Source organism: Paenibacillus tengchongensis (assembly GCF_008973665.1).
GTDB classification, from domain to species: domain Bacteria; phylum Bacillota; class Bacilli; order Paenibacillales; family Paenibacillaceae; genus Paenibacillus_AQ; species Paenibacillus_AQ tengchongensis.
This window is the reverse complement of sequence record NZ_WACP01000001.1, coordinates 393,184-416,254: the sequence shown is the minus strand read 5'-3', so window position 1 is coordinate 416,254 and position 23,071 is coordinate 393,184. Positions and strand designations below refer to the sequence as shown.

Annotated in this window: 23 protein-coding genes; 11 read left to right on the top strand and 12 right to left on the bottom strand. The window is 56.9% G+C overall.

What is annotated here, in order from left to right; translation table 11 throughout:
• Nucleotides 1-44: 44 nt before the first annotated feature.
• Nucleotides 45-1,196 carry a phosphodiester glycosidase family protein gene (locus tag F1381_RS01675; protein WP_151733082.1) on the bottom strand — a complete coding sequence of 384 codons (1,152 nt, stop codon included), beginning with the start codon at nt 1,194-1,196 and terminating at the stop codon, nt 45-47.
• Between the two features lie 289 nt (nt 1,197-1,485).
• Here F1381_RS01675 and F1381_RS01670 point away from each other — a divergent pair, with 289 nt between their 5' ends.
• Nucleotides 1,486-2,337, top strand: coding sequence for a GGDEF domain-containing protein (locus F1381_RS01670; protein WP_151733081.1), 852 nt, complete (start codon nt 1,486-1,488; stop codon nt 2,335-2,337).
• 60 nt (nt 2,338-2,397) lie between these two features.
• Here the strand turns inward: F1381_RS01670 and F1381_RS01665 are convergent, their stop codons facing one another.
• The 6 genes from F1381_RS01665 to F1381_RS28710 form a co-directional block, all read right to left on the bottom strand.
• Entirely contained in the window at nt 2,398-3,663 is a 1,266-nt protein-coding gene (locus F1381_RS01665; RefSeq protein WP_151733080.1) for an SLC45 family MFS transporter, read from the bottom strand.
• A 4-nt stretch (nt 3,664-3,667) separates the two neighbouring features.
• The gene (locus F1381_RS01660) at nt 3,668-4,402 is read right to left on the bottom strand and encodes a glycerophosphodiester phosphodiesterase (RefSeq protein ID WP_151733079.1); all 735 of its coding nucleotides are present in this window, start codon (nt 4,400-4,402) and stop codon (nt 3,668-3,670) included.
• Nucleotides 4,403-4,573: 171 nt separating this feature from the next.
• Nucleotides 4,574-5,167, bottom strand: coding sequence for a hypothetical protein (locus F1381_RS01655; protein ID WP_151733078.1), 594 nt, complete (start codon nt 5,165-5,167; stop codon nt 4,574-4,576).
• 573 nt (nt 5,168-5,740) lie between these two features.
• Nucleotides 5,741-7,426 carry a helix-turn-helix domain-containing protein gene (locus F1381_RS01650; RefSeq protein ID WP_151733077.1) on the bottom strand — a complete coding sequence of 562 codons (1,686 nt, stop codon included), beginning with the start codon at nt 7,424-7,426 and terminating at the stop codon, nt 5,741-5,743.
• 120 nt (nt 7,427-7,546) lie between these two features.
• On the bottom strand, nt 7,547-8,542 hold the full coding sequence (locus tag F1381_RS01645; RefSeq protein WP_151733076.1) for an ABC transporter substrate-binding protein: 996 nt from the start codon (nt 8,540-8,542) through the stop codon (nt 7,547-7,549).
• A 199-nt stretch (nt 8,543-8,741) separates the two neighbouring features.
• Nucleotides 8,742-9,200: a hypothetical protein gene (locus tag F1381_RS28710; protein WP_246187867.1), complete on the bottom strand. Its 459-nt coding sequence runs from the start codon at nt 9,198-9,200 to the stop codon at nt 8,742-8,744.
• 200 nt (nt 9,201-9,400) lie between these two features.
• On the opposite strand from F1381_RS28710, the gene F1381_RS01635 reads away from it, so the two are divergent.
• The 9 genes from F1381_RS01635 (at nt 9,401) to F1381_RS01600 (ending at nt 16,745) form a co-directional block, all read left to right on the top strand.
• A complete protein-coding gene (locus F1381_RS01635; RefSeq protein ID WP_246187866.1) occupies nt 9,401-10,309 on the top strand; it encodes a L,D-transpeptidase family protein in 909 nt (302 codons plus the stop codon).
• Between the two features lie 300 nt (nt 10,310-10,609).
• Nucleotides 10,610-10,840 (top strand): hypothetical protein, encoded by a 231-nt coding sequence (locus tag F1381_RS28045; RefSeq protein WP_187355138.1) that lies wholly within the window; start codon nt 10,610-10,612, stop codon nt 10,838-10,840.
• 86 nt (nt 10,841-10,926) lie between these two features.
• Complete coding sequence (locus F1381_RS01630) at nt 10,927-11,514, top strand: TetR/AcrR family transcriptional regulator (protein WP_151733075.1); 588 nt, start codon at nt 10,927-10,929, stop codon at nt 11,512-11,514.
• Between the two features lie 28 nt (nt 11,515-11,542).
• Nucleotides 11,543-12,055, top strand: coding sequence for a GNAT family N-acetyltransferase (locus F1381_RS01625; protein WP_151733074.1), 513 nt, complete (start codon nt 11,543-11,545; stop codon nt 12,053-12,055).
• A 36-nt stretch (nt 12,056-12,091) separates the two neighbouring features.
• Complete coding sequence (locus F1381_RS01620; protein ID WP_151733073.1) at nt 12,092-12,868, top strand: class I SAM-dependent methyltransferase; 777 nt, start codon at nt 12,092-12,094, stop codon at nt 12,866-12,868.
• 33 nt (nt 12,869-12,901) lie between these two features.
• On the top strand, nt 12,902-13,636 hold the full coding sequence (locus F1381_RS01615) for a metallophosphoesterase family protein (RefSeq protein ID WP_187355137.1): 735 nt from the start codon (nt 12,902-12,904) through the stop codon (nt 13,634-13,636).
• Nucleotides 13,637-13,672: 36 nt separating this feature from the next.
• Complete coding sequence (locus F1381_RS01610) at nt 13,673-13,990, top strand: hypothetical protein (protein ID WP_151733071.1); 318 nt, start codon at nt 13,673-13,675, stop codon at nt 13,988-13,990.
• Nucleotides 13,991-14,416: 426 nt separating this feature from the next.
• Nucleotides 14,417-16,258 (top strand): ribosomal protection-like ABC-F family protein, encoded by a 1,842-nt coding sequence (abc-f, locus tag F1381_RS01605; protein WP_151733070.1) that lies wholly within the window; start codon nt 14,417-14,419, stop codon nt 16,256-16,258.
• Nucleotides 16,259-16,301: 43 nt separating this feature from the next.
• Nucleotides 16,302-16,745 carry a hypothetical protein gene (locus F1381_RS01600; protein WP_151733069.1) on the top strand — a complete coding sequence of 148 codons (444 nt, stop codon included), beginning with the start codon at nt 16,302-16,304 and terminating at the stop codon, nt 16,743-16,745.
• 250 nt (nt 16,746-16,995) lie between these two features.
• Here the strand turns inward: F1381_RS01600 and F1381_RS01595 are convergent, their stop codons facing one another.
• From F1381_RS01595 to F1381_RS01585, 3 genes are read right to left on the bottom strand one after another with little or no spacing between them, the layout of a single operon-like run.
• A complete protein-coding gene (locus F1381_RS01595; protein WP_151733068.1) occupies nt 16,996-19,326 on the bottom strand; it encodes a hypothetical protein in 2,331 nt (776 codons plus the stop codon).
• Nucleotides 19,316-19,654 carry a hypothetical protein gene (locus F1381_RS01590; RefSeq protein ID WP_151733067.1) on the bottom strand — a complete coding sequence of 113 codons (339 nt, stop codon included), beginning with the start codon at nt 19,652-19,654 and terminating at the stop codon, nt 19,316-19,318. Before F1381_RS01590 ends, F1381_RS01595 begins: the two co-directional genes overlap by 11 nt.
• Nucleotides 19,644-20,219 carry an RNA polymerase sigma factor gene (locus tag F1381_RS01585; RefSeq protein ID WP_246187865.1) on the bottom strand — a complete coding sequence of 192 codons (576 nt, stop codon included), beginning with the start codon at nt 20,217-20,219 and terminating at the stop codon, nt 19,644-19,646. The genes F1381_RS01590 and F1381_RS01585 overlap by 11 nt, the downstream gene beginning before the upstream one ends.
• 163 nt (nt 20,220-20,382) lie before the next feature.
• Between F1381_RS01585 and F1381_RS01580 the strand changes: the two genes are divergently transcribed.
• Complete coding sequence (locus tag F1381_RS01580; protein ID WP_151733066.1) at nt 20,383-20,952, top strand: histidine phosphatase family protein; 570 nt, start codon at nt 20,383-20,385, stop codon at nt 20,950-20,952.
• A 111-nt stretch (nt 20,953-21,063) separates the two neighbouring features.
• On the opposite strand, the gene F1381_RS01575 is transcribed toward F1381_RS01580, so the two are convergent.
• Nucleotides 21,064-21,861, bottom strand: a complete 798-nt coding sequence (locus tag F1381_RS01575) for a TatD family hydrolase (RefSeq protein ID WP_151733065.1) — start codon at nt 21,859-21,861, stop codon at nt 21,064-21,066.
• On the bottom strand, nt 21,854-22,972 hold the full coding sequence (locus F1381_RS01570; protein ID WP_187355136.1) for a stalk domain-containing protein: 1,119 nt from the start codon (nt 22,970-22,972) through the stop codon (nt 21,854-21,856). Before F1381_RS01570 ends, F1381_RS01575 begins: the two co-directional genes overlap by 8 nt.
• Between the last annotated feature and the right edge of the window lie 99 nt (nt 22,973-23,071).

The window sequence follows — 23,071 nt, the reverse complement described above, 5'->3', positions numbered from 1 at the left end:
CCAGCTATAAAATGCCGCTCCGAATGCCTGAAGCTGCGGAGGAGTTACCTGGTCTTGACGACCAGCGCATTGCTGATCAGGCGGCCGGGCTCGGTCAAATATTTGCCTCCGTAGTACAGGCCGCTGGAAGCGCCGCCGTCCAGGTTCATGGCCTGATAGGCTCCGGCCTGCTTCATGATCTGCGCCAGCTGCGGAATGGTAGCGCCGCCCGTGGTCAGCAGAATCAGCTTATGGTCGCGGGTCAGCCCCAGGGCACTTCGCGCACCGCCGCCGGTCAGGATTTTCGGGTCCTTGAAGCCTTCGGCGGCAACATTCAGGGCCACCTGGCCATTGGTCAGCAGCCGGGGGCCGGCCTGAATGGCTCCGGTTACGGCTCCGCTGTTCAAGCGGTCCATGAATTCGCCCCCGGGCACCAGGTCGGCCAGGAGGTTGCTATCGTATACAAAGACCGTCCGCTTGTCACCGGGGCTGTTCTTCAGCAGCTTGCCGCCGCTGGCGATATAGCCGTAAGGGGCTTTATAGGCATCTTTTGTATAGGCGTCAAAAAAAGTACCGTTAATGGCAGCCTGCGCCTGGCTCCGCTTAGCTATACTGCCGAGCGCCTCGGTCTTGCCGACTGTATTGCCGGCCAGAACGGCATTCAGACTAACCGCGGGATGCAGCAGGGACACGGTAACCATCTGCACCGTGAACGATCTGCCGCCTACTTTGAATGTGCGCTTCGCGCTTGACGCCGCAGGCGTGTCTGACGCAATCAGACTGCCGCTCTGTACGGGCAGGGTGACCGAGTCCCCGCCCGCTGTCAGCGTCAGCGATACAGGAGCTTTGCCCCACTGTAGCGCGATGTCCAGCGCGCCGCTTACCGCAGAGAGCGGAACATAGGTGGTTCCGCCGCTGGCGAAGGCCGGCTTGGCCAGGTTGAACGTGCGGCCGCTTGCGTCTGCTGCGCTCATGCTGCCGCGGACCAGGCTGAGCGTACGGTCGCCTCTTGCAATGATGATGCTGCCGTCATTCTTCACAGTGGTGACGATGCCGTCAAGGCCGCTTAAAGAGCGCAGCGGGACGAAGGCGGAATTTGCCTTGTCAAGGTACGCGGCATTTTTGGGCGTTGCTGCTCCGGCTGCGGACTGCGGCGCGGAGAATACGGCCGTGAGCGAGAGGAAGAGGGAGAGGATCAGAATGCTTGCTTTTTTCATAAGACGGTGAGTCTCCTTTAACTTGTACAGCGGCTCTGCTGTAACCAAGAATGTATGTATGGACCACTGTTAGCAGCCGAATTCATTATTATATAACATGCGCGCATCGTCAATCGGTCAGAAGGCTTGCTCCAGGCGGCGGGTATTGCCGGGCGGCTGAGCTCCGAAGGATGGGAGTATCTGTATACGGGCATGTGCAGAAGGAGTAGAGACGCCAGAACCTTCCATCAAAGAACGGACGGCGTCTGCCGATAAATAGATTAACAGTAGCTGAAGGATGTGATTGTCCTTGGAAGAAGCACGCAATTATCTATTTATCGTATGTACCGTTCTCATCGCGGCAGCGGCCGCTTATGGCATGCTTTGGCTGTCCCGGCATTTCGCCGGCAAAGACTCCAAGACCCGTGCGGTTCGCACGAGCCTAAATATTGCCGCCGCAGGCGGCGCATTATGCATGATGCATCTGCTGGGCAAGCAGACCATCTCCGGGTTTGTGCAGCCCGAAGGCAGCCAGATCGTGGTCATGGGGCTGTATGCTCTGACAATTGCCGGTTTTCTCTGGCTGTTCAGCTGGACCCGCCGGCTGCTGGCAGAGCGGGAACAGCTCAAGGAGCTGGCTTACAAAGACACTTTAACCGGTCTGATGAACAAGAACGGCATGGAGCATTTCTGGAATCGCTGCAAACCGGGCGAGCAGCTTGCCGTATTCTATATGGATCTTAACCGCTTCAAGTCGATCAACGACAGTATGGGCCACCATATCGGAGATCTGCTTCTGCAGGCGGTCGGCGGCAGTCTGCAGCAGTTCTCCCTGAAGAACAAACGGCATATTTTCCGGGTCGGCGGAGATGAGTTTGTGATTATCGCCAAGCGCTGCGGGCGGAAGGAGGCCGAACGGCTCGCCGTGCAGATCATGGAGCGGGTCAACGGCCACTATCTGCTGGAGCAGCATAATGTCTATCTTTCGGTCAGCATCGGCGTTACGCTAAGCCAGGGCAAGGTTGACCGGGCACGCCTCCTGAAAGAAGCCGATTCCGCCATGTACAGCGCCAAGCAGCTCGGCAAAGGACGTTATGCCGTCTACCGCCAGGGCAATCCGGTACAGCCGGTGCCGTGGCTCGGCAGCTCCAAGGCCAATTGATCCGGAACCGCCGGAGAATAGCAGATAACAGCAGGCTGCGGGGAATTAATCCCTGCAGCTTTACGCTTTCCGGGAATAGGCGGCGGTTCCGGCCTTGGTGCCGCTTCCTTTCATCAGGAACAGGCTGCAGAGAGCCAGCGCCATGCTGACCGCAGCCGCATAGAACAGAATGGAGTAATCCGTCAGGTCGATGAGCAGTCCCAATAGGGGCGGAGAGCTGATCGCCGCCAGCGAGGAGACCAGATAATACATGCCGGTGCGGGTCCCGATACTCTCCTCAGTACCCGTCGCCACTACAAAAGGATAGGAATTAATATTGATGCAGGCCCAGAACATGCCTCCGAGCAGCAGCAGCCCCCGCAGAGCCAGCAGATTCTCCGTTAAACTCACCAGTAGGAACACCGTCATCAGCCCGATGACGCCTATCGTAATGACCTTCCTTTTCCCGTAACGTCCGCCCAGCCACCCGCTCGGGATGGCAAAGATCACAAATGCCAGCGAGAAGAATGTTAGCGAGAAGGAAGCCGCCTGCTCGCTAAGCCCTAAATGGTTTTTGCCGTACAGGGTGAACAGGGTCTCCACGCCCTGATACGCGACGAACCAGAAGAAAATCGCAGCCAGCAGCCATACCGTAGTCCGGTCCAACTGCCGCAGCAGGGAGATGCGCGGAGGCTTACCTGACACGCCGGTTGCCGTCCCCGGCCCGGAGTGATCCGCGGCATCTTGCCCTGCAGCCTTTGCGGCTGGATCCGCAATCCGGTTCACTCCGTCCCTGGACTCCTTGATGCTGCGCGATACAATGAACAGGCAGAGGAGCGTGATCAGTCCGGCCACCAGAAAGGGCAGCGCCGGGCTTGTCTCGTAAAGGAAGGAGCCTGCGCCGAAGGCCAGGATGGAGCCGACGCCGCCCATAAAATTAATCAGTCCGTTGGCCTTCGTACGCTGCGCATCCGGCGTAATATCCGGCATCAGCGCCACGGTCGGCGAACGGTACAGGCTCATCGCCAGGTTCATCATCATCATGAACAGCAGCAGCGTGAAGAGCCCGCTGTGAAAAGGCAGCAGCATGGTAAGCACGGCCGCCAGCGGCATTCCGACCAGCAGATAAGGCATCCGCCGCCCGAACCGGGTGGCGGTCCGGTCGCTGCGGTTGCCGACCCACGGCTGCAGGAACAGCGCGAAATAATTGTCGATCGTCATCATAAAGCTGATGAGAGCGACGCTGTGCACATATTTTTCCAGGAAGAACGGAACAAACGCATTATATAAACTCCAGGTGATGCTGATGCTGAAAAAGCCGAAGCCGAGCAGCCAGACTTTTTTCACACAGTCACACTCCCCTGGCAGCCAGCAGCCCGGCCAGCATGTCCGGGTGATCGGTAATGATTCCCGCCACACCGGCGTCGATCAGTTCGGCCATCCGTTTGGGATCGTTGACGGTGAAGGGATGATAGACCACGCCGTGTTCAGCCGCTTCGGTAACGAATTCCGGCAAGACGGCGAAGTGAAATGCATGGAGCGCATCCGCATGCAGGGTGGCGGCATAATCCCATGGACGGTACAACCCTTCCCCATACAGAATTCCCGTGCGGATTTCCGGCGCCAGCGATTTGCAGTACGCGAGGGAATAGTGGTTGAAGCTGGACAATACGACGCGTTCGGTCAGCCCGTAAGCCCTCACCAGTGCGATGACTTTCTCCTCCATCCCCGGATACAGAAAGACGCCGTTCTTCAGTTCAATATTCAGAATCGTATCGCGGTCCTGCAGCAGCTCCAGCAAATCCTCCAGCAGCGGCAGGCGCTCCCCTTGGAATTCCGGGGCAAACCAGGAACCGGCGTCGAGCTGCTGCAGCTCGCCCCAAGTATGGTCTTTAATGAAACCCGTACCGGTTGTTGTGCGGCTCAGCTCTTCGTCGTGGATGAGCACCAGCCTGCCGTCCCGGGACATTTGAACGTCGGTTTCGATGCCGGTTGCTCCGAGCTCCAGACTTCTGCGGAATGCCGCCATGGTATTCTCCGGACAGACTGCCGATGCGCCGCGATGTGCAAAATTAATGATGTTCATGTAAGTGATTCCCTCCGACTCTGTAAAAGGTTGATGGGGCCGCATCGCTGCGGACCTCCCTTTCTGTATTCCACACCGTGCCGGATAACCCTGTACCGGGCGGAAGGAAAATTGCCGTTTCTTGAAATTTTACCGGGAGATTACATTGTGATGATAAAAAAAGAGATTGTGTCATGCCGACACAATCCCGCGGATCATCTCATGCACATGCCGGGCTTCGCCGATGGCTTCGTTATATTGCGGATCGGTTTTTCTGGCCGGAGACTGGCCGGGAAGGAAGGGGATCGACAGGACGGGGGTGTCTTCGTTCTGCAGGTAGATTTTGAGGACCAGCTCATTGACCTCCTCAGCAGGTTCAGGCGCTGCTGCGGATGCCGGACCATGGTGCGCCATGAAATTGGAACGCACCTGGCTGCTCGTGATCCGGCTTGTCTTGCTAACCTTGCTGAGGGTCAGGGCATTCTCCACCAGCTCGGAGCCCAGGATGGCGTCGAAGGAATATAGCTTGGCCACAGGCGGCGCCCCGGCGCCCGGAAGATAAGTGCCGACGGCCATGGATTTGCCGCTCTCGTCCAGCGCGATGATGTGCGACTGGTCGGGCGTAATGAATTGCTTGGGGCAGTTCAGATTGAAGCCTGCCAGCGAGCGCGCCAGCATATTCACCGCCGGGGCAGATGGCGCAGGCTGCCTAAATTGCAGCACCGCCGCCGCGAGCAAGAGGGCAATTCCGGCCGCGGCGCAGATGATGGCAGTGGCATAAAGCATGTTACCGCCTCCTAAAAGTTTTGTGAGCAAAGCATCATTGAGTCGGCTGCGTACAAAACTTGCTTCGTAAGCATGGGCTTAGTTTTGTGAGCAAAGCATCATTGAGTCGGCTGCGTACAAAACTTGCTTCGTAAGCGTGGGCTTAGTTTTGTGAGCCTATGAGGGTTACTAATAGATATGCCGGTAAAGGTGATTTATTGCTATAATTACATATATCTATTAATGGAGGGGGAGACCATAATGCAGCGAATTATCGGTATGTATAAACAATTTTTATGGGAGCCCTTATGGTTTAAAATTCTTATTATATCCGCCTTGCTTATTGCAGTAGTCTTTAGCAGTTCATTTTTTGCGGATTATGGATATTATCAAGGTATCGCTAAATTATCGGCCGCGATATTTTTTGGTGCCTATGGCTTCAAATTCCGGTCAAATCCCCGGCTTTCTATCCTCTTTTTCTTAATAGCAGTGATATGTATTTTTCTGTCCTGGAGCTATTTTAATCATTGATTTGCTGATCAATTCTATTGCATGCGGCGGAGCCGGCTCGCTCCGCCAAGGTCAAACGTGCAATCAGCACATACGGGAGAAGGAATTGTCGCTTTGCCGTGCAAACAGCTTAGGCAGCAGTGCTATCAGCTTCTCCCGTGTTAAAGCATCGCCGAAATTCCATTTGGCGCCGTCCAGCAAGTATACGCAGCCCCGCTGTACAGCGGGGAGACTTCTCCAGAGCCGGCTCCGTATCAGCCGCTCCATGGCTGCCCGCGAGTCCTTGCGTATGGGGACCAGCATGAAAAGCCGGTCGCCTGCATAATGGGGCAGCTGTGCCGGAGAGATTTCCGCGAAGCCGAGGTCGGCGTCCAGGATGGACTTGACCGCTTGCGGAGGCCGGAAGCCTCCGGGGACGTACAGGGCACTGGACAGTCCCGTGGTACCCATAGCAAACAGCCGGTCACCGTGGTCGTAGATCAGCACGGTGGCGGATTCACCCGGCCGCAGCGACTGCCGGTAAAGCTGTGACCACATGGCGGCATTTTTGCCGGTATATCCGGCAATCCAGGCTTCGGCTTCCTGCTGCTTGCCAAACCATTCCCCGAGGATCCGCATGCGCTGCTCAAGCGGCGCGAAAGTGTCAAAGGTAAGCGTCGGGGCAATGCCCGCTGCCGTCTCATAAACCTGCTCATCGGGACTCGCCAGAATAATCAGATCGGGCTTTAAAGACCGCGTGACCGCCGGGTCCAGCGGAAAACCGACATTGGCCACGGATTTGAGCCGGTGCTTGAAAACGCTGTTCTGCGTGAAAGCTTTGTCCCCGCCGACCGGTCTGATGCCAAGGGCCAGCAGATCGCCCATCGTCTCTCCGTGATAGACAATTCTCCGGGGGCGGTCCGGGATTTCCACGGTATGACCGGTCCAGTCTGTGGCTTGTGTCCGCGGCTTGTGCTCCAGAGCGTACTGCCCCGGCGACATTCCGGTCTTCTGGCGGAAACGGCGGCTGAAGTAGTACTCGTCGGCGAAGCCGACAAGGCGGGCGACCTCGCGGACAGGCTCGGCAGTCTCCTGCAAATATTGCTTGGAGCGCTCAATCCTTTGTTCGGCGAGATAGTCGAGCGGCTTCCTCCCGGTAAGCTTCTGAAAGATCGGCGTGTATTGCCAGGGCGATACTCCGGCCATCTCAGCAAGCTGTTTGACTGTGACATTCTCGGTATAATTCTCTTGTATGTACTGAACCGTGCTTTCTACAGCTTGAGCCGGACTCGGCACCTGGCAGGAGGGATGATGATGCTCGAACAGCAGCAGCAGCAGCTCCTGGAATTTCAGCTGACGTTTCAATTGATCGACTTCATGACCCTGTTCAGGGCTGATTGCAGCCGTCTCCTGGGCGAGCCGGATGATTTTGTTGAACGGATGATAAAGAAGCTCTATTTTCCCCGGAAACAGCTCTCCGGTATAAGGCTCCACCTCATCTGCAGCGCGCAGGACCCGGAAGCGGAACACCCAGTAGTCGAGCATTCCGCTCTCTGCCTCGATCGCATGGGGCGCGCCGGCAGGCGGCAGATAACACATATCTGCATGTATGGACATCATCCGGCCGCCGAAACGGAGCAGTCCCGATCCTGCAGCAACCACAATAAGGGTATGGCAATCAGGATGGGAGGGAAGCGGGCCACAAGAAAGCGGTTGAACCACATGATGAGCCTCGGCCAACTGAAAGAGCAGCGAACGGAGCGGGACAGGCGGTGCGGGTAGTACAGGCATGGGCAAAGCTCCTTTCACCGGTGAGAATGATTATCAATTATTTCATTGTATAAAAAAGAAAGAGGCGAATCAACAGTTGTTGATTCGCCTCTTTTTGAACGCTGTATTTGTCCGTGCGGCCTATTTGCCCGTTTGACCGAGTATGTTAGGGATTTCATCCAGCAGCCAATTCCGGGTTGCGGCATCGCTGGAGCTTTTCATAATATCCATGGTATAGACCTTCCCGTTCTTGACTGCAGGGAGGCTTTGCCAGATCGGGCTTTGCTTCATCGTCTCTGTCGATACCTGGGCTTCTTGGTCTACAGGAGTCAGAATGAAGATCCGGTCGCCGGCGAATTCCTCCAGCACCTCAAGCGATATTTGCTGGAAGCCCATGCCTTCATCGATCACCTTCTGGACGGCAGGGGGCGGCGTAAAGCCGTTCTCCTCGTACAGCATCTGCGGCAGTCCGGTTCCGGCCATTACATACAGCCTGTCCCCCGGATAATAAGTGAAGACCGAGGCGGTCTCGCCTTCCTGCAGTCCGGCATCCTTAAGCTGCTGCCACATCGCTGCTTCTGCGGTTTTATACCGGTCCAGCCATGCAGCAGCTTCGTCACTCTTGCCCAGGATTTTGCCGATCTCCGGCATCCGTTCCTCCAGCGGGGCGAAGGTATCGAAGATCACGGTCGGGGCGATTTTGGACAAGGCTTCGTAATCGGCTTCATCCGTTCCGGCATAAATGATGAGATCCGGTTGAAGCTCCAGCGTCTTTTCCAGGTTGATCGGGAACTCCACATCCTCCACACCGCCGAGCTGATCCTCAAACATTTTCCCTTCACCCATCGACAGCGGATAACCGACCGCTTTTACACCTAGGGCAACCAGGTCACCGTAAGTTTCTCCGGAGTAGACGATCCGTTCCGGATGGGCAGGAATCTGCACAGTATGTCCTACTGAGTCGGTATAAGTCCAATCTGCTTCGCTGGCGCTTGACGCCGATGGAGAGACCGCCGCTGTGTTGCTGCCGTTTCCGGTTGCTGCCGCACCGTTATCTCCGCTGCTGCATGCCAGCAGTAAAGTGCTCATCAGGAACATCAGAAATAGGAGCGCTACAGGCTGTTTCATGTATTTCATCTATTTACCCCCTAAAAGTTCGATCGACAATAATGATAATCAATCTCAATTAAGGATTATGATAAGGGATTGCTCTTCACTGCTCAATGGACAAACCGAATGAGGGTATTTTTATATGTACAATTCAGCGCGCTGGATGCAAAAGACCGCCCTCCACAGCAAGCTGCTGCAGCCGGGCGGCCTGTATTAAAGCACGGAGTTACTGGAAGCTGCGGCCCTGGTTCATAGGCGAGCCGATGGATTGTCCCATGGAAGAAGGGATATGTGCCTGCTGCTGCGAGCCGAATGCAGTGTTCACAGGCGCCTGGCTCAGGTGCAGAGGCTGCTGGTTAAAGGATGGCGTAAACGCCGGCGTGTGCACCGGATTAAAGGACTGTCCTGCGGTGCTGTAACCCGCTGCGGAGCTCTGCTCGATCTGCCGCAGGCTTTGTGTCACCTGCTGCAGCTGCTGAATTGCAGTATGGTGGCCCTGCAGCGCAGTCTGGATGATCTGGGCTGCTTTCTGCTCCCGCTGGGACAGCTCTTCCAGGCGGGCGGCGTTCTGCTGCTCCTGCTGCAGCAGCTGCTGATAATTTTGGCTGGCCTGCTGGGTTTGGTTCACCAGCTGCTGGATGATTTGCTCACACTGGTTAATCTGGTTCGAAATGTTGGAATACAATGCGGTTGCCTCCTTGGCATTGGTTTTGTTATGCGGCTTTATTATCCCGAGGCCGGTTCAGGAATATTCACCAAGGCGTCAGATTTGGACATCCCCGGCAAAAAGGGTACAGGTTCCCCTGCAACTAATGCCGGCCGTTTGCGTCTATGTAGAACGGAATATAAATTACCATATTCGTCCAATCCTGGAGGTGTAGCAACATGAATCTGCAGACGGCCGTCCGGCAGCGGACTGTCGGCACACGCCTGACGGCGCTTGCCATCGCGTTATTGTTGTTGTGCATGGGCAGCTTTGCTTTTGCGGGAACCAGGGCTTCAGCCGCAGCTTCATCCGATTTAATCATCGTCAACAAAAAGACCAATCAGCTCGCGTTCTTCACGGCAGGTAGACTGGAGCGGGTGTTTCCGGTAGCCACCGGGAAGACCAGGGAGCTGACTCCCGAGGGCACCTTCCAAATTGTGGTCAAGGTGAAGAACCGCCCGTATTACAAGGAGAAGATTCCCGGCGGCGATCCGGCCAATCCGCTAGGCGACCGCTGGCTGGGGCTTGAAGTGAATGGAACGATGGGCACCACCTATGCCATCCACGGGAACAACAATGAGGCGTCCATCGGCAAATATGTCAGCGCAGGCTGCATCCGGATGCATAATGAGGATATCCATTGGCTGTATCCGCGGGTACCGAAGAACACGAAGGTCATCATTACGTCCACCACAAAAGGGATGGAGGAGATTGCCAAGAAGCACGGCTATCCGCTAGGCGGGCAGACCTTTGAAGGTACAATCGTTGCCGGCGGAAAAGTGGTGCAGCTGCAGCAGCCTTTGCTGCTGGCCGAGTCGCGGGTATACGTCCCGCTGCGGGAGACGGCGAATGTGCTCGGCGCGGGACTGAGCCAGGAGGCCGGCGGCGCGCTGGTCATTACGCTGGGTAGTCACAAGGCAGTGATGAAACCGCTCGGCGATGCCGTTACAGTAAACGGCAAGAAGCTTAAAGTATTACCCTCCCGGTACCTGAACGGTAGGCTGATGATCCCGTTGAGCGCTTTTCCGCAGGTATTCGGAGTGCAGTTCAAGTGGGACCCTGCAGGCAGAACCATTACGATCCCGTAAGAGTGCTTAAATGAAGCTGTCCTCGACCATTGCAGAGGACGGCTTTTTTCTACAATCGTCATAGAATGAGATAGAAAGGCAAAATCTAGTACAAAAAAGGAATGGATATATTTTCAAATGTACTGGTATTATGAGGAAGTGCTGCTGGTCAGCATTGTATACACCATTATGAGGTGATTTTAAAATGAGCAAACTGAAACGTTTAATAGTGGCGTTCAATTAGATAGCACGGTTAAGTATCATTCCACAAAGCACTCATTAAAACATCTATTGAATGTCCAAACAGACCTTAATCAACAAATGGCTCAACAAGAAAATATAAAAATGACGGCCATTGATGAAGAGAAGAACATTGTTTATGTATACGTAGATAATATCGGGTCTATTGACGAAATAACCACTTTAGACGATAGCGCAGTAGAATACAGAGACAGAGAACAACAATTAAAACTACAATTTTCAGCAACCGATGTTGTAAAGAAACCTGGTTCTAGGGCAGACTCATTATGCTTATGGTTCAGTTTCAGGTAAGCAAACTTTGTCCTAAACAATGGTGTTTTTTCCTCCGGCTCTGGTAAACTGTAAATACCTGATCACAGTAGGAGGATTCATTAACAATGCCACGTAATCCGGAGCGCGACCGGCAACTGCGCGGGGAGCGGCGCCAGCAGATTCTTGATGCCGCAGCCCGTATATTTGCCCGCAAAGGACTGCTCGCCAAAATCAGCGATATTGCCGCCGAAGCGGGTCTCAGTCATGGACATGTCTACAACTCATTTAAATCCAAAGAAGAACTGCTGCTCGCGGTCATCGAGCAAGGGCAGCACAGCTATGAAGACAAGCTGCGGACGGCGATTGAGATGGAGGGGACGGCAAAAGATAAATTCCGCTACCTTGCCGAATTGTCATTGCCCCGCGAGGGCAGCGCAGACTCCTATCTGGTACTGCTGCAGGCGCTTTCCACCGATCTGCTGAGCGACGGCGATAAAGCAGTCATCCGTGCGCGCGGAAGAGTCAACAAGGAACTGCTGCGTACCCTTATTATTGAAGGTCAGCAAGACGGAACGGTGATGCAGGGTGATCCCGTACAGCTGATGAGCCTGTTCGCCACACTGATTCAGAACCTGATGCTGCTCGAAATGCGGATGCACGAGAAGCCGGATGAAACGACTATCGAGCTGCTGCTCCGCATGATCGGGCCTTAATCCGCAAAAGCCGGGGGGATTCTTCTGTATGGAGTTAACAGGATTTAAAGCCAGGGCGCTGCAGCCGGGCGATCTGGAGACAGTCTGCACCTTCGCCGCTGACGCCGCCGAGGTATTTAACATCAGCCCGAAATTCCATCATCCGCTGACTGCGGAGCAAATGCAGCGGGCGCTGGAGAACCGCTTCAGCCCGACGGTCATTGTATCCGAAGACGGCAGCGGGCCGCTCGGATATGCCAATCTGTATGACCTGGACGAGGCCTCAGGCAGCTGCTGGCTGGGGAATGTCATCGTTAGCCCCGCCTGCCGCGGTACCGGAGCAGCTCCTGCGCTGATTGCTGCGATGAAGGACACCGCCCGGCGTGAGTACGGGCTGCGGACGCTTAAATTATTTTACCACTGCACGAATACACGGGCGCTGCTGTTCTACTGCAAGCATGGCTTTCAGCCTTGCGGGTACAAGTATCTGATCAATCCGGACGGGCAGAAGATTGTATCCATTGAGATGCAGACCAGCCTGGAGGTAAGTCCGGCGCCGTAAGCGGCGTAATGCATTATGGAGAAGGGGGCTTCCCGCATGCCGATCAATTTTCATGACAGCACCAATAAATACAGTTATACCGCCAGGACAGCGGATAGCCGCTGGATTCAGCTGATTTGGGATTTCTCCGCCATACAGGGCAAGGCGGTTCTGGATCTGGGCTGCGGCGGGGGCATCTATACCAGGGCACTGGCGCTCGCGGGTGCACGGCAGGTGACCGGTATGGATTTCTCAGCGGAGATGCTGCAGGGAGCAGAAGCGGATTGCCGCGGAATTTCTAACCTATCCTTTAGGCAAGGGAGCGCCCTGAATATCCCGCAACCGGCGGAAAGCTATGATCTGCTGCTGCAGCGGGCACTGATCCACCATATCAGCGAGCTGGACGTTTGCTTCCGCGAAGCCTGGAGAGTTCTGCGTCCGCGGGGCCGGCTGTTTGTTCAGGACCGTACGCCGGAGGATTGCGCGTTGCCCGGTAGTGCGGGACATCTGCGCGGTTATTTTTTTGAGAAATATCCGCTGCTTCTAACACAGGAGCAGGCCAGAAGACATCCTGCCGAACGGGTGGCGGGTGAATTAACGGCTGCAGGATTTGAAATCATCGCCGAGCTCAAGATTTGGGAGCACCGCCGGAGCTACCGGCATTTCGGGGAGCTTCGCGCCGAGCTGCTACAGCGGCAGGGCCGGTCCATTCTGCATGAATTGACAGATGTAGAGCTTTCGGAGCTGGCTGATCATATGGAAGAACGTCTGGGAAGCGGAGGCCCGATTGAAGAGCAGGACCGCTGGACTATGTGGGTTGCCGAGAAGCGCTGAGCCGGATGCGGATATACAATGGAGGAGTGCAAGGTGCTTAGATTTGCCATAATTACGGATATTCACGGGAATGCCCCGGCGCTGGAAGCGGTGCTGCAGGATATTTCGCAGCAGGGTACCCGGCGCATTGTCTGTCTCGGCGATGCTGTCGGCATCGGCCCAGACTCGAACCGGGTACTGGAGCTGCTTGCAGCCTGGCCGGATATTGCGCTGGTCAGCGGAAATCATGATCTGGCCCTGGTAGCCGCCAGCCGCAAGGAACCGCCGCCGCCGGGAAACGCTGCAGAGAGAGCCCATCACGAATGGCTGGCTGAGCGGATCCGGCCTGAATATGTAGAGTGGATCAGCCGCTGGCCGCTGGCAATTACGGAAACCGCCGGAGAGGTTAAGATGCTGTTTACGCATTACCACGCAGGTGAGCATGAACAGGAGCTGTTCGCCCCTGTCGATGTGAATCCAAGCCTGGCCGGTCTGGAGCAGCGCTATGCGAATGAAAGGTACGGCCTGGTCGCTTTTGGCCATCATCACGTTGTCCATCATTTCGTTTCACCGTCGGCCGTCTATATCAACCCTGGATCGTTGGGCTGCCCACACGGGCCCGAGCCGGTCGCAAGATACGGCATAGTTAGCGTTGCGGATGGACAAGTACATACTGAGCTTCGGGTAATTCCTTATGACAATAAAGCCTTCCTGCGATCCTATAAGGAATTGGATGTACCGGATGCGGAACACATCCTGCGGATTTTTCACGGAGCGGGGCCGGAGTGAGCAGAAATGTTGAGAGTATAGGAGGAGGCAGGGAATATGGCCAAGCTGGGCAGATTTGTGCTGGAACTGTTGCGGATCATGGTGCTGTTGGCACTGGTGCTGGTACTGCTCGGAAATCTGGAGAGCGGGCTGTTCAGCATGCTCTACGGCAGGGAGACCAGTCCTTGGCTGTTTGCCGCAGGCAATCTGCTGCTCTTTCTCGTGCTGTACCGCAATAAGCTGCAGTTCGGCGGCTGGTACCGCCCGGAGAGGAACGTGAAGCTGAAGCCCGTTACTGCAGCTGTATGTATCGGGGCTTCGCTGCTGCTTATCCTCCTGCCGTTTGCGGCGCCGCACATCGTATACCCGGTATAAATCGGTATAAATCGGTTATAAAAATTGTCTACCCTTGCTTTCAACACCGGAATTCCGTTACACTGTGATGGATTAACGATTACGGACAATTACGGAGGAATAGCCGACCGATGAATAACTAACACGTTTCCTGCTAAAAGACCAATTACTTGTGAGCAGCATATGCACAAGCCACGGGACGCCCAGATGCTGGGTGTACGGTCAGGGATACGTGTGTCGTCGGGAGCCTATACGCCAAGCTTATTATCATACCATACGCAGACCTATGCAGCTTTGCCTTAATGATTAAGGCTGCTGTGGGACAGGTGGTATGTTTGCGGCGGACTTCTCCCTTCATACGCGATTCAACCGCAGCCCGCCGGCTGCGGTTTTTTGGCTTACCGGCCCTTTTGTGTGAAATGCGCGGAAAGCTGAGGAGGAAGCTGTATGACCTTGATTAAAGCTAAGAATCTGAAAAAAGAATGGAACGGAGTCCCGCTCTTCGCGGAGGTCTCCTTTGAACTCGCCGAAGGTGAACGTGTGCTGCTGTTCGGCCGCAACGGCATCGGCAAGACAACGCTGCTGCAGGGACTGCTCGGCCGCCTGGAATTCGAGGAGGGCACGGTCCATTACGGCCTGCCGCCGCAGGAATGGGGCGTGCTGCAGCAGCAGCTCGAAGATGCTCCCGAAGGAAGTGTACTGGATTATGTTATCTCCGGTTCCGGGGAGCTCGCCGGACTGAAGCGCAGACTGGAAGAATTGAACGCCAGGCTGCAGGACAGCGGCGGAGAAGCAGATGCGCTGGCCGAATACGGCGAAGTCTACGAGCGTTATGCACAGCTGGACGGCTACGGCTGGGAGGCCAAGGCGCAAAAATGTCTCCGCCAGCTGAAGCTTGGCCCGGAGCAATGGGAATTGCCGTATCGCGAGCTCAGCGGCGGCCAGAAGACCCGTGTCCAGCTGGCTGCGCTGCTTGCCCGGCAGCCGAAGCTGCTGGTGCTGGATGAGCCGACGAACCACCTGGATGAAGAGACGATGGAGTGGCTGGAGCGGTGGCTGCGCACTTATCCGGGAACCGTGCTCTACGTATCGCACGACCGGACGTTTATCGACCGGACCGCAACAGCGGTGCTGGAGCTTAGCCCGCACGGCTGCCGCCGTTATCCCGGCGCGTATACGGAGTACCGGGAGCAGAAGGCCGTCGAGGCCCGGACGCTTGAGGTACAGCACCGCAAGCAAGAGCTGGAGAAGGAGAAGCTGCTGGAGAGCATCCGGCGTTACTCGGAGTGGTTCCAGCAGGCGCACCGCGCTGCGGGCAGCAACCCGTTCCTGAAAGCCAAGTCCAAGAAGAATGTAACCCGGCTGCATGCCAAGGAATCGAGCCTCGCCCGGCTGGAAGAGAACCGCGTAGAGCTGCCGAAGGCGGCCCCCAAGCTGAGCATGCGGCTGGAGGGCGAGTCCTTCCAAGGGGATGCACTGCTCACCATGAGCCAAATCAGCCTCGCCTACGGCGGACAGCCGCCGCTGCTGGAGAAGCTGGATCTGACGCTGCGGCGCGGTGACCGGCTGGCCGTGCTGGGGCGCAACGGCGCCGGCAAATCAACGCTGCTGAAGCTGATCGCCGGGATTCATGAGCCGACCGGCGGTGAGATCCGTGTCCATCCGCGGACGAAGATAGGCTACTTCGCGCAGGAGCTAGACCATCTGGATGAGGAAGCCACCCTGCTGGACAGCCTGCTGGTGCTGCCGGGGATGACGCAGACGGAGGCGCGGACAATCCTGGGCTGCTTCCTCTTTTCCCGGGAGGATGTATTCAAGCGGATCGGCGACCTCAGTCTCGGCGAGAAATGCCGTGTCGCCTTTCTGCGGCTCTACTTCGGCAAGGGCAATCTGCTTGTGCTTGATGAGCCGACCAACTACCTGGACATCGATACCCGGGAGATGGTCGAAGAGGCGCTCGCCGCCTACCCGGGAGCGGTGGTTATTGTATCGCATGACCGCTACCTGCATACTAAGGTAGCGAACCGGATTCTCCGGATGGAGCGCGGGCGTGCGCCGCAATTTTTCCCCGGGACCTATGAGGAGTACAGCGCCGGAGAGCGCGGCCGCGTACTTACGGCCGATGAGCAATGGCGCGAAGGCGAGGCCCGATTGCTGGAGCTGCGGCTGTCGCAGCTGCTGCAGAGTGAGGCTCCGGTGACGGAGGAGGACAACCGCCGGCTGATGCAGGAAATCACCGGATTGCAACAATTGATCGGGCAGATGCTGGAGGAAAATGGGGAAGAATAGAGAATTCAGGAGGTGTATCTCATATAGAGGGAGGCACTCTCGAATGAAGATGAGGAGAACAAAGCTGATTGCTTCAACCTTACTGTTATTCAGCATGGCACTGCCCGTTCAGTATACTTCGGCGGCGGGCAAAGCTGCTTCTGCCAAAACTGTAAAGGTGCAGGTCACGCTGGTTAGCGCCGAGCTGGTCGAGAACAATCATGTTGGGAACGAATGGTACACCGAAGCTACGGTAAACGGAACAGCCATTGAGGAAGATTCGCCAATGACCCTCGATGTAAAGACTACGGGAAGCATTGAGCTTCAAGCCACCGCAGAAGAACAGGATAAAATACCCGAGTCGGATACCGCCAGCGTTTCCGTAAAGGTAGCTGATTTATCCAAACCGGTCACCAAGGCCGTCAAATTGACGGTAACCGAAAACCGCGGCAGATATTCCGGCAACACGGCGGAGTGGAAGTTTACCTTTAAGGTGCAGAAGAAGTAACCGCACAGCAGAAGCCTGTCGGGACGGCTCATTGTACTTCGTGCAATAGAATGGGGGTTGCCGGGCCGGAATGGGCGGATTATCGGCACGATGAGCGGATTCAATTGTACAAAGTGCGGCAGAATGAGAGATGGGCCGGGAAAGTGGCCGATCTATTGTATAGATTGCAATCAGCGGCAAAAGGGATAGAAGCGCGGCCAAACGGCCAGGCTTCTATCCCTTTTTTGCTATGGTACCCTGCGTGTTATCTTTAGTTTACCTCCAGCACCGCCGTCATAAATGATTTCAGCGCCGAAGGCTCGCCTGCTTCGGCCCATTGCTGCACGGCTTCCTTCTGGCCGCCCCAGTACTGGTCCAGCCGGGCCTGCAGCTCCCGGTCAAAGCTGGCCGGGTCTGCGGCCCGCTCAGCCTGCAGCTCCTGGAGCAGCAGCGGCCAGCGGTATCCGCTGTGGCCGTAGCTGTGCTCCGGGTAGCGCTGCGCCAGCTCCAGCGCCGCTTCCAGCGACGCGCCGGCCTGGAGCTCGGCGGCCAGGTAGCTGCCGATGTAGCGGTGGCTGCGGTCCGCTGCGGTATCAGCGGCGAACGCCTCCAGCGCCGCTTCCGTCTGGCCCTGGAACATCAGGGCCGACGCATGGGTCGAGTCCGGGTACCGGCCAGGCTGATCGGGGACCTGGCTGAGGAACACGTCGTAGTACCGGTTGTAGTTCTCCCAGTCGGCCTGCTTATAGTAGTGATAGCTCAGATAGCCGGCGGATTCCCTTGCCGGTTGCAGTTCTACAAGCTTCACGAGCAGTCGGATTGCTTCCTCCTCGACCTGCGGATCCTTGGTGCGCGAGGATTTGGCGAGCAGGAGGTGCACCAGCATTTTCAGGGCATGGCTATCCTGCGGGTCAGCGGCAACGTCCTGCCGGTACGCTTCGACGGCTTCGGCCAGCTTGCGTTCCTTGACAAGCCGGTCGGCTGCGGTAAGTGTCCGTTCTTTGTAATAAAAGAACGGCAGATTGCCAACCGTGTCTTCGTTCAGCCGGTATCCGTTGCTGCGGGTAATGACATTGCCGTCAGCATCATAAGCTTCGATGTACCAGGAGAACCGGCTCTCCGGATCAGCGAAGCTGAGCAGCGAAGAAGGGTCGGTGGCCTGCCAGCTGTCCGGGTCATCCGGGTCGGGGAACCTGCTCTCGGCAGTATAGCTGCTGGTAGTGGAGAAGCCGCTGGCGGAGTACAGCTGCTCCGCAGAAACCGTTGTTTCTGTATCCTGTATATACTGGTGAATGGGTACGGAATAAGAGCTGCCCTCCGAGCTTACACCGCCCCATAATTTGTAATAAGCTGCGCTTTGAACCGGTTCCCATTCGAAGGTCACGGAAGGACCGGTTACCACCTCCGAGTTCACCGGAGACTTCAGCTCCAGCAGGGGCTGCAGGGTAATATCCTCCGTGAGCTGCGCACCTTGGTCCAGCTCAAGCCATTCATCGCTCCCGGCAGGCCAGGTCCAGCCGTCGATCTGCTCAAAGCTGAGGCCAAGCTGCAGCTGATAGAAGCCGGGAATGACATTGGAGAATGAATAATGCCCATTCTCGTCAGTTACCGTCTGGTAGGGTTCATCGCCGTAATGTACACTATGATAGATTTCGCTCTCGGCGCGGAGGAAGACGCCGGCCCGGGCGACCGGGGTCCCGTCGCTGCGCTGCAGCGTGCCTTCAATACGGGCTGAGCCCAGCAATCCCATTCCGGCCGCTTGGCGCATCGCGGTCTGCAATGCGGTCAGCTTATCCTCGGCCGGGGAGGAATGCTCCGGTGCAGCTGTGCCGGCCCCGGAATCCGTGGCGTCCCCGGCAGCTCCAGGGGAGACTGAAGCCTCGAAGGCTGCCTGCTGCCCGCGGTAGCTGACCAGCGCCTCCCCGACCAGCTTGAGGGCCTCGCTGCTCTTTCCTGCAGCGAACAGCACCCGCCCACGGAGCCAGGCGGCCTCTGCAAGCAGCTCCATATCGCCGGTCCAGGCCGCATCAGGGGTCAGCCTGCTTGCAAGTGCCAGATCGCCGCTGTTCAGCGCCCGTCCGGCGCGGAGCAGCGTCAACTGGCCGCCAAGCTGCGAGTTGGAGCTGACCCGTTCTGCTGCTGCCGCAATCAGCGCGTCGGCTTCACTGCCCTTACCGGCGGTGTCCAGCTCGTATACCAGCTGCTTCACGGCGTTCGGCAGGGCATAGTCCGACGGACCTTCAAGAACGTACTCCTTGAGCAGCGCTATCTTGTCTTCCGGCAGCAGCGGGGAAGCCGTCCCTTCCGATCCGTCCGACCACTGGCTCGAACCGCTGCCGATGTAAACATCAAAATGATAGGGTGAACCTGTGATCCCGGGGTCAATGACCTTGCTGCGGATCAGCTCCATCCGTTTCGTGCCGGTACTTGAAGCGAGCTCGGCCAGCAGCTCCTCCCGCTCCATCGTCTGAACGGCGGAGGACGGCGGGACATCAGCCGCGGTGGATGCTGCGGTGAACCGCAGCGCCAGGCCGGTACCCAGCAGGGTGAGGGGCAGCAGTACCAGCAATACCAGATGCTTGACCTTGATTTTAATGTTCAACCCTTCTCACCGCCTGTTCATAGAGATCCTTCCAGTAGGTGTTGCCTCCGGCTTGAATCAGCTCCCGTACGCCCGATGGGGCAGCGGTCTGTTCCTTCCCGGATTTCCCGTGCGGGGCGAGGATCAGTATAGCCCCCAGCAGGATAACAGCCGCACATGCGCCAAGCGGCCTCAGCGGGATCTCCAGCTCCTTGTTCCACCAGGCCTGCAGGCGCTCGCCGCGTGATCCCGGGTGGGTCTGCTTCAATACCCGCTCCGCTCCGCTGAACGCCATTCCCTCCAGCTCCTCCTCCAGCCGCCGCCGGATCGTGTCACGCTCATTGTCCATCCTTCAATCCCTCCTTCTCCAGTATCCGCCTCAGCAGTGCTCTGCCCCGTGCCAGCCGGGATTTCACCGTATTCTCCGGCAGCTTGAGCTGGCCGGCAATCTCCTTAACGCTCATTTCATGGTAGTAGTACAAGGTCAGACATTCGCGGTATATATAATCCAGGCTGCGGATGGCCTCTCCGAGCTGAACCTGCTCCCAGCGCATCATGAACAGCGCTTCGGCACCCGCCCCGCCGCCGGTATCTTCATCCGCGTGGATGACAGCGGCTGCGGCGGGAAAGATGCTCCGCCAGCTCCAGGTCCGCTGGCGCATCCGGCAGCGGTTGACGGCGATCGCAACCAGCCAGCCGCGCAGGCGCTGCGGGTCTTCGAGCTGGCCGATTTTGGCGTAAGCCTGAATGAAGGTGTCCTGCACCGCTTCTTCCGCCGCCTGCCGGTCCTTCAGCAGCAGCCAGGCGGTCCGCAGCAGCATATCCCCGTAGCGTTCCATCAGCAGCCGGAGAGCGGACTCATCCTTTGCTTTGATTCCTTCTATAATGTCCAGCGGAAGCTCCCCCTTTACCATGTAAGATGCGGGCCGGCGGCTGAAGGTTGCGTGGGCGGCATAATTTTTTGACAGCGGGAAGGAGAGCGGGGTGTGACAGTTTTGATAAGAATGGACATAGAAGATGTGCTACCTTGGGGAGAGCGCTTGATTAACATTCCAGACATTTACAAGGGGGACGATCATGGAAACTGTAGTATATATGGTGCGGCACGCACAATCCGATAAAAGCAGAGGAACGGAAAGCTCGCGGGGATTGTCCGAGCAGGGGCGCATTGATTCGCTGAAGGTGACGGCCAGATTGCGGGAGGAAGGTCTTGCGGCGCTGTACAGCAGTCCATATGCAAGAGCGGCAGATACCCTTGCCGGACTGGCGGAGGAATTGGGGCAGGATATCCACCTGGTGGACGATTTGCGGGAAACCCATTTCAACGGGGAGAACCGTATTATGACAAATAGAGAGCTTGACCCGTTACTGGATGCCATGTTCGCCGACCCGGATTACGCCCCGCCGGGCGGAGAGTCGCTGAACGCCTGCCGCCGCCGGGCGGTTGGTGCGCTGAAAGAGATTATAATCAGACATCGTGGAGAATCGGTTGCCATTGGCACCCACGGGCTGGTGATGACGCTGATGATCAGTGAGTATGCGCCGGAGTACGGAACGGAGTTTCTGCTCGCCTCCACGACGCCGGACATTTATGCGCTGAGGTTCTCGGATGAAGCACTGAGCAGTGTCGAACGGTTAGGCCTGTAGCGGGGGGCCGGGGATGAAACGCCGGATTCTGCTGATCCAGCCGGAGAACCGCAAGATTCAATGCCTATAATATACGTTCATGAATTTGGGCTATCGTCTGGCAATCAGACGTTACTGGTTCCGCCGTGGCGGCAATGGATAGAACCGCGCCGTATTGGCGGTCAGCATACTCCCGGCCTGCGATGGCGAGTAGCCGCGCAGGGCTCCCCAAGCGGCGGCGACGTCGCGGACCATCGCCGGATGCGTCCTGCGGCCGCCGAACGGGCCTTCGAACGGCCAGGGGCCGTCCGTCTCGGCCATGACGAGCTGCGGCGGGTAGCGGCGGGCGAGTGCCTGAATCTCCGGCTCGTATACGATATCCGGAGTGAAGGAGATATAGTAGCCGTGGCCGATCATCCGGGCTACGGCTTCTTCCGGTCCCTTGAACCAGTGGAAATGGGCCTGGCGGATCCCATGTTTGTCCAGTAAATCGCAAGCCAGCAGCGCATCTTCGTATACGGCATGGAGAACCACCGGCTTAGCGTGCCTTGCCGCGAAAGCGAGCAGCAGGTCCAGCAGCCGGAGGTACGGCTTCAGGTCAAAGGGTTCGCCGCGTTTCAGCGCCTCGGCCCGCCTATAGTAAGGCAGGCCGATCTCGCCGACAGCCGCCATGGACGAGACATGCTCCTCCATCCAGGCCAGCAGCGCCGCCAGCTCTGCTTCGCTTGGCAGCGGCTGTTCGGGATGATAGCCGTAGGCCGGCAGCACCCGCTGCGGACAACGCTCCGCGAGCTGCTGCGTACGGATGCAGGAGTCCAGATTCATCGAGACCGCAACTACAGCTTCAACACCGTGCTGCGGCAGCTCGTCAAGCAGTTCCTCCGCTTCGGCTGCTGAATATTGCTCCAGATGGAGATGAGCGTCAATCATTGGCGGGAGCCTCCGTTATCTCTGCCGGATAATAATTGTCATACGGTATAAAGGTAATGGACTCCGCCTCCAGGCCGGAGCCGCCGGACTTGTAGACGATCTTCAGGTCGCCGATGCTTTCGGCAAAACCGACCAGCACATTGGCAGTGGCCACGAGCTTGCCTGATTCAACTTTGTAATAGACGACGGAACCGAAGCCGACTCCAATCAATTCTTCGGCGGTCCGGTCAGCGACCCGGATAGCCACAGAAGGAGTGGAAGACCGCTGCAGCTTCAGTCTGACAAGCACATCCGCGCCGTCATCGGCGATACTGGAGGTAATGAGCTGCTCAGCCGCTTCCCCTGCAGGAAGAACATTAATTTCACTGCCGTCTTCCGGGCGGATGACATGGATTTCCTGTTGGAAGATTCCGGTTCCTGAGCCGAGCGTCAGCACAATAACCGCTTCTTTCCGGCCATCGCCGGTAATATCGGTATAGTACAGCTCCGGCGGATGGCTTAAATCCCTATAGGTCTCCCAGTTGAAGCTGCGCTTCACGCCGTTCACCTCAAGAATATATCCTTTATAGGTGCTCCCGTCTTTCAGGGCGGCGTACAGCTTGACTGCGGGATTGCCTTCAGCCAGGGCAAGCGGCACCTTGGGCACCCGTACGGAGGTACTGACAGAGCCGGATTCAATGAGCACCTGATTCTTGTCCTTATCGAGCCTGTAGCTGGCTCCGCTAAGACTGTTCAGTTCCCCGGCGGGCAGATACACATGTCCCTTGCGCAGAATCACCTTGCCCTCCATAGAGTAAGAGCCGCCCCCCTCGTATAGCAGCAATGAGGTTCCCGGTTTCAGACTTAAACTGCTGTAATCTGTACTGACGGTCAATAGTTTGCTCTGATTATTCCATTTCAGTTCAGCGGGGTAGAATTCATTCAAGACGCGGACAGGCACATATATCAATCCGTTCTCGGTAAAAGGGCGCAGGGGCGTTACAGCCGCCTCGCCGTCAACAACCAGCCGCAGCGGTGCAGCGGCCATGGCATTATCTATAGAAGATGCGGCCGGGCTTCCGGCCAGCAAGAGGGTCAGGGCGACGGTGCAGATCGGTAGCAATCTTTTCATGGGAAGCCTCCGCATTATATGAAAATTCCAAGCTCTTATATTATAGAATAAATTTACCCGCTTAAGGTCTCTTTCAGGCAACAAAAGAGCAACAAGCTT